Annotated in this window: 5 protein-coding genes; all 5 read right to left on the reverse strand. The window is 64.8% G+C overall.

Features of this window, described 5'->3' with window-relative positions:
- The coding region (locus tag DBR23_RS09285; protein ID WP_146191295.1) for a ParB/RepB/Spo0J family partition protein at positions 1-683 on the reverse strand (683 nt) is incomplete at its 3' end.
- Between the two features lie 66 nt (positions 684-749).
- On the reverse strand, positions 750-1,580 hold the full coding sequence (locus DBR23_RS09290) for a DUF932 domain-containing protein (protein ID WP_103245943.1): 831 nt from the start codon (positions 1,578-1,580) through the stop codon (positions 750-752).
- 775 nt (positions 1,581-2,355) lie between these two features.
- Positions 2,356-2,748 (reverse strand): ATPase, encoded by a 393-nt coding sequence (locus tag DBR23_RS09300; RefSeq protein ID WP_103245825.1) that lies wholly within the window; start codon positions 2,746-2,748, stop codon positions 2,356-2,358.
- A gap of 320 nt (positions 2,749-3,068) precedes the next feature.
- Positions 3,069-4,232 (reverse strand): YhcG family protein, encoded by a 1,164-nt coding sequence (locus tag DBR23_RS09305; RefSeq protein WP_108498057.1) that lies wholly within the window; start codon positions 4,230-4,232, stop codon positions 3,069-3,071.
- Positions 4,229-5,428: a site-specific integrase gene (locus DBR23_RS09310; RefSeq protein ID WP_103245827.1), complete on the reverse strand. Its 1,200-nt coding sequence runs from the start codon at positions 5,426-5,428 to the stop codon at positions 4,229-4,231. The genes DBR23_RS09305 and DBR23_RS09310 overlap by 4 nt, the downstream gene beginning before the upstream one ends.
- Positions 5,429-5,611 lie beyond the last annotated feature (183 nt).

Here is a 5,611-nt window from a genome sequence, read left to right on the forward strand (position 1 = left end):
CTTTCGGTCAGGCGTTCGCGCAAGTGGGATGGGTGGCGCTGCCACTGCGGTGCATCGTAGAACGCGGCTTCCTGCGCGGCGTGGTCATCGGTGATGGCAAGGGCCATCAACTGATCGAGCGTGACGGCATCGGCCCGGTAGTCGGCCATCAGGCGCGGCGAGACATTCGCCAGCTTCAAACGGCGCTGCACCACCAGCGGCGTAACGGAGAAATCCGCCGCAATGTCCTCGATGGGTCGGCCTTCGGCCACCAGCGCCGCGAAGGCTTCAAACTGGTCTGCCGGGTGCATGGCTTCGCGCTGCACGTTCTCGGTGAGGCTGGCCGTGCGGGCCGTGCCATCGGCCACCAGCAGGCAAGGCACCTCCCAATCCTTGGCGATGCGGTGTTTCTTCGCCAGCAGCTTCAACGCGGCGAGGCGACGGCCACCGGCCACAACTTCGTAATGCTCGCCATCGGCGGATGCGATCACGATCAGGTTTTGCAGCAGACCCACACGCTGGATGGATGCGGCCAGTTCGGGAATGGACATGCGCGGGGTCTTGCGCACGTTGCGGCCAGCGGGGCGCAGCACCAGCCGCGACAGCGGAACCAGAATCAGGTTCTTGGTCGGGTCGGCAGCTTCCAGCGGAATAGCTGCGGCGGTATTGACGGCGCGGGCTTCGGTTTGGGTGATGGCGTTCATGGTGACTCTCCAATCGAGTGAAACAAGGGAATGGAGGGGAAGCCGCCCCTCCGGCGGGGGAACGGTTCAGGCTTTCAACTGGCGCAGGCCATCGGCCAACATCCAGAGGGCGCGATTCAGGCGCACATCGGAATCAATGCCCTGCACGGGTCGGGTCTGCTGGCGGCGTCCGTTGGCGCTGCGGCCATGCAATCCGCCCTTGGTCAAGTTCTCCTGCGTGCGGTTGAACACGCTCCACAGGTCGGGGCGTCGGTCATCAAACCGGCGCGGCATCAGGATTTGCGACTCCGTGATGGGCGCGGGCTTGTTGTCCGTGGGGTCGTACTTGAGGGCCAGCGCGGAACGGGCGAACACTTCGGCTTCGCCTTCATCCAGCGTGATAGCGCGCATGGCATCGCGGGATTCCTTCACCCGCTCGAAGCCGCTCAACACCTCGAAAGCGCCTTCGATGACGGAACCGGCCACGTCGCCCTTATGGGGTACGCGCACGTCCGCCACGGTGTCGCCGCACACAAGGCCATTGCTGCACACGAACCGGAACATTCCGGCCAGCATCTGATAGCTGCTGGTGCCATCATGGGAGTTCAGCAGCACGATTTCGTTAGCCTCCGCGCCGTTGATCTGGCTGGCATGGCGCAGGCGCAGCATGTGCTTGGTGTGCTCGCGCTTGCCTTCATCGCGCACGCGGGTCTGCGTCACCATGAAGGGTTGAAACCCCTCCTTGCGAAGCTCGGTCAGAACTGCCGCCGTGGGGATATAGGCGTACCGCTCGGAGCGGCTTTGGTGCGGGGCATCCGCGAAGATGGACGGGGCTACCCTGCGAATCTGGTCATCGGACAGCGGGCAGTCGCTGCGCAGCGAAGGGGAACGGGAAGCGAAACGGGATGCGAGTTGCATGTCTTTCTCCTGAACAAAAAGGCCGTTGAAGAAAACCGCACACCGGATTCCTAGATTCGGAGCCCAGCCTTTCGGCTGTTCGGTGCGGTCGGCACGAGGAACCCGGTTGGCCCTGTTGCCACCGTCTTTCCTGAGTTCATCGCCCGCGACGGAAGGGAGCCCGTGGACGGGGGCCGTCAAGGAAACCAGCGCAGGGTTGGTGCGGCCCGCAGGCGCAGCCGAGGACACGGCCCTGCGCGCCTTGACGGCACCAGGCCGCGGGCTACAGTCGCGGACAAGGTGATGAAGTCAGGGAAGACGGCTGGACATGGCAACGGCCATCCCTGTGTGCCGACCGCACGCAAGCGAAGCGCGCAGGCCCGAAGCTGGAAGCCGGGCCGGAGGCGTCAGCCGAGCGGAGCGAGGGAACGATGGAAGCCCGACAGGGGCGAAACCCCGCAGGGGGTTCGATGCGAAGCACGACAGCGCGCCCGGCCATCTCCCAGGTGGCCGGGGACGCCCAGCCTTCAAAGCCGAAGAAACAACAGAATCAGGACGAGCACACGCAAGGCATCGTGGATCTGCTGCGAATGCGGTCTGGCCGATCCGGCGCAGCCGGGTCGGCGGTCTTCGAGGGGCGCCAAGCCTGCGCGGCGGGGATAGCCCGCAGGGCTTTCCCCTGGAGTGCAAGCGCAGCGCGCAGCGCCGCAGGCGCGAAGGTATCGGCACCGGGCGCAGCAAGAAGAAAGGTGCGCCGCTCCCGAAGGAACGACGCACCGAAGGCAGCGCGGCGCGATCAGCTCGCCGCCGGCGCCGTCATCGACTGCAACTGCTCGATCACGCCAGGCTCAACGAACACGCAAGCCTGCTCGTCCGCGATCGGTACGTTGAACATCCGCGCGAACACCGTGCGCCGCAGATGGGCCAGTCGGCCCGTCCGATACGCCTGCTCGGGCTTCATGCGCCCGCCGGCCTGCGAACCGCTGCGCTGCGGATCGCATTCGACCAGCGCCACAAAGCCATCGTCGGCCAGCTTCTGATGCTTGGGGCACAGGCCCCAGCCGGTCGCCGTATGGCGCTCCATGCTCGCGCGCAGGCGCTTGTCCAGCAGGATGGCGCCGGTATCGAACGCCGTGCCGCAAACGAGGCAAACATGCTGTTCGAGTGAAACGTGTGATTTGTCGTTCATGACGGTCTCCGGTTGCACGGGCGGAATTGCCCGGAACCGTCGCCCTCACGGCGCAGCGCAAGCAGTCAAAGATCGAAGACGGCCGCCAGGCCGCAAGCGTGCCTGCACGCGCAGTCATTGACGGCGAGAACGCCGTGATACGGTGAAGGGACACAGCAAGACCGCTCCCTCAAACCACCCACGCACCCGGCTTTCGGCAAGCGGAGCGCGCAGGCCCGAGAGGGCCGGAGGCGTCAGGGATCAAAGCCGGATGGCCGCGATTCGGCACGAAGCGCGGGGCGCAGCCCGCGAGCCCGACGGCGGCACGCCGGGACGCCCGGTTATTGCTTGCGCTTCTTGGGAGGCACCGTCACGCGAGATTCGATCAGCCGCCGCGTGTTCTCCAGTTCCTTTTGCAGCACCTCGGCATCCGGCAGCACCATCTTGTAGTTCGCCGCCATCACCTTGTCGGGCAAGCCTTCCAGCGCGTACCGCGCCAAGGCGTGCCCCTTGTCGGCGCAGAGAATCAGGCCCACGGGCGGATTTTCCTCGGGGAACGTCCAGTGTTCCTTCGCATAGTTGCAATACAAGTGCATCTGGCCCACATCAGCATGGGTCAAAGCACCGAGCTTCAAGTCGATGATGACCAGGCAGCGCAAGCGCCGATGGAAAAACAGCAGATCGACGCGATACCACGTCTGGTCGATGCGCAAGCGGCGCTGCCGCCCGACGAAGGTGAAGCCGTCGCCCAACTCCAGCAGGAAATCTTCCAGCCGTCGAATCAAGGCTTGTTCGAGATCGGATTCCGAATACTCGTCCTTGAGATCAAGGAACTCCAGCACGAGCGGGTCTTTGATCGCATCATCGACCGTCACGGCATCATCCGGCTTCGGCACGGCGCTCTTGACCAGCATCGCCGCCTTGTTCTTCGACAGCGCCGTGCGCTCGTAGAACTGGCTGCCGATCTGCCGGTCGAGCTGGCGCACGCTCCAGCCGCCGCGCAGGGCTTCGGCTTCGTAGAACTGGCGCGCGTGGTCGTCCTTGACCATCAGCAGCCGCACATAGGCCGACCACGGCAAGGGGAAGACATGGGCCAGTTCGTCCAGCCGCCCAGGGCGGCCCTGCGCCAGCAGGAAATGCCCTTGCGACGGCGCTAGAGAAGATTCGCTAGACACTGTCTGGCGAATTGGCCGGGTCAGGAAGAACGACCGCATCTGCTGCAAGTTCGGGCGGCTGAACCCACGCCCGAACTGCGCAGTCAAGTCGGCAGACAGCCGTTCGATCAACTGCTCGCCGTACCCTGCGCGGCGCTTGCCCTGCTGCTCGGCCTCCACGATGCGGCGGCCGATTTCCCAATAGCTGGCCGTCATCAGCGCATTGACGCTGCGCGCTGTTGCACGGCGTGCAGCGTCAAGCAGTTCTACGATGCCGCCGTGGATGCCGGCGTAGCCGGCAGGCAAGGCGGCAGCCTTGGCCGCCACTGCGGGCGATTTTGTGCTGTTCATGCTGTCGCCTCCGCAGGCTGGCGCGCACCCGTGATGGCCTGCCGCCGGCTGGCCACCAGCTCGGCCGCATCGCGCACTGGCTTGTCCTCGGTGTGGACATAGTGCATGAACATCGCCACGGTCTTGTGGCCTGTCAGCTTCATGCCCACCTTGGTCGGCACGCCCGAATTGGCAATGTCGGTCGTCGATCGGTGGCGGATACCGTGTGTGCCGACATGAGCCACGCCCGTGGCCTTGAGCACCCGGCACCAGCCACCGTAGTGCTCGCCAAAGGTCAAATGCTTGTCCGGGTCGTTGGGCGACGGCAGGACGTAAGGGCAGCCTTCCCGGCGTGGTGCCGTCGCAAGCAGCCGATAGGCTTCCGCGCTCATGGGCTTGGAGAGGCCACCGGTCTTGCTGTCCGGCCACACCACGCGCCGGTTCTCCAAATCAACCCACTTCCATTCGAGGGTGCAGATTTCGGAGCGGCGGCCCGCGAACTCGAATTGCAGGCGAATCGCCAGCGGAATGACGTAGTTCTCCAGTCCTTCCGCCTCCAATTTCTCCAGATGGCGGAAGATCAGCGCCAGTTCGTCGTCCACGATGAGCCGGGTTTCCTTGCCGGGCGGGAACATCGGAACGTGGCGGCACGGGTTCGTGCCGTCGGGGCGGTAGCCCCACACCTCGGCCAGGTTGAACATCTTGCGCAGCACGCCGAATGTGTTGTTCGCCTCGGCGGGTTTGTAGGCCAACTTCTCCATCAGCCCGGCAACGTCAGGCCGCTTCACGTCCTGCACCTTCTTGCGCCCGAGCAGCGGAACAATGCAGCGATCAATAACGGCCTGGTAGCCGCGCCGCGTGCTGGGCTTGTTGCGCTTCTTGGAGTAGTCCTCCATGAACTTCTGGCACAGCGCCTCCACCGTGGGCGCCTTGCGCGCCTCGGCCTTGGCGCCGCCGGGATCGCCGCCCCGGCGAACTTCAGCCAGCCAGTCCTGCGCCATGACGCGGGCCTGCTCGACGGTCAGTTCCCCGAACAGGCCCAAGGCAGGTTTGCGACGCTCGCCCGCGTTCGTGCGGTACTGGAGCATGAATACCCGGCGGCCCGCCGGGGTAATCTTGCACAGGAAGCCGGGCACCACGGTGTCCCGCAGTTCGATGTCCTGCGCCTGGGGTTGCGCCGTCTCCACGGCGGTCTTGGTGAGCTTGATCTTGGCCACGATGACTCCTCGGAAAGACCCGGTTTCCAAGAGCCACATAGGGGCCGCGAGAGCGGAAGCCGGGTCAGGTTTCGGAAAGCACCGGCATATGATGGACGCGCGTAAGTTATTGATAAACCTGCTGTATCGGGCTTCAGCGCAGTCCAGCGAAATGTCGGGCTGGGGTCATCGTCAAACAAAAAA

The sequence above is a fragment of the Acidovorax sp. HMWF018 genome (assembly GCF_003061035.1).
GTDB classification, from domain to species: domain Bacteria; phylum Pseudomonadota; class Gammaproteobacteria; order Burkholderiales; family Burkholderiaceae_C; genus Acidovorax; species Acidovorax delafieldii.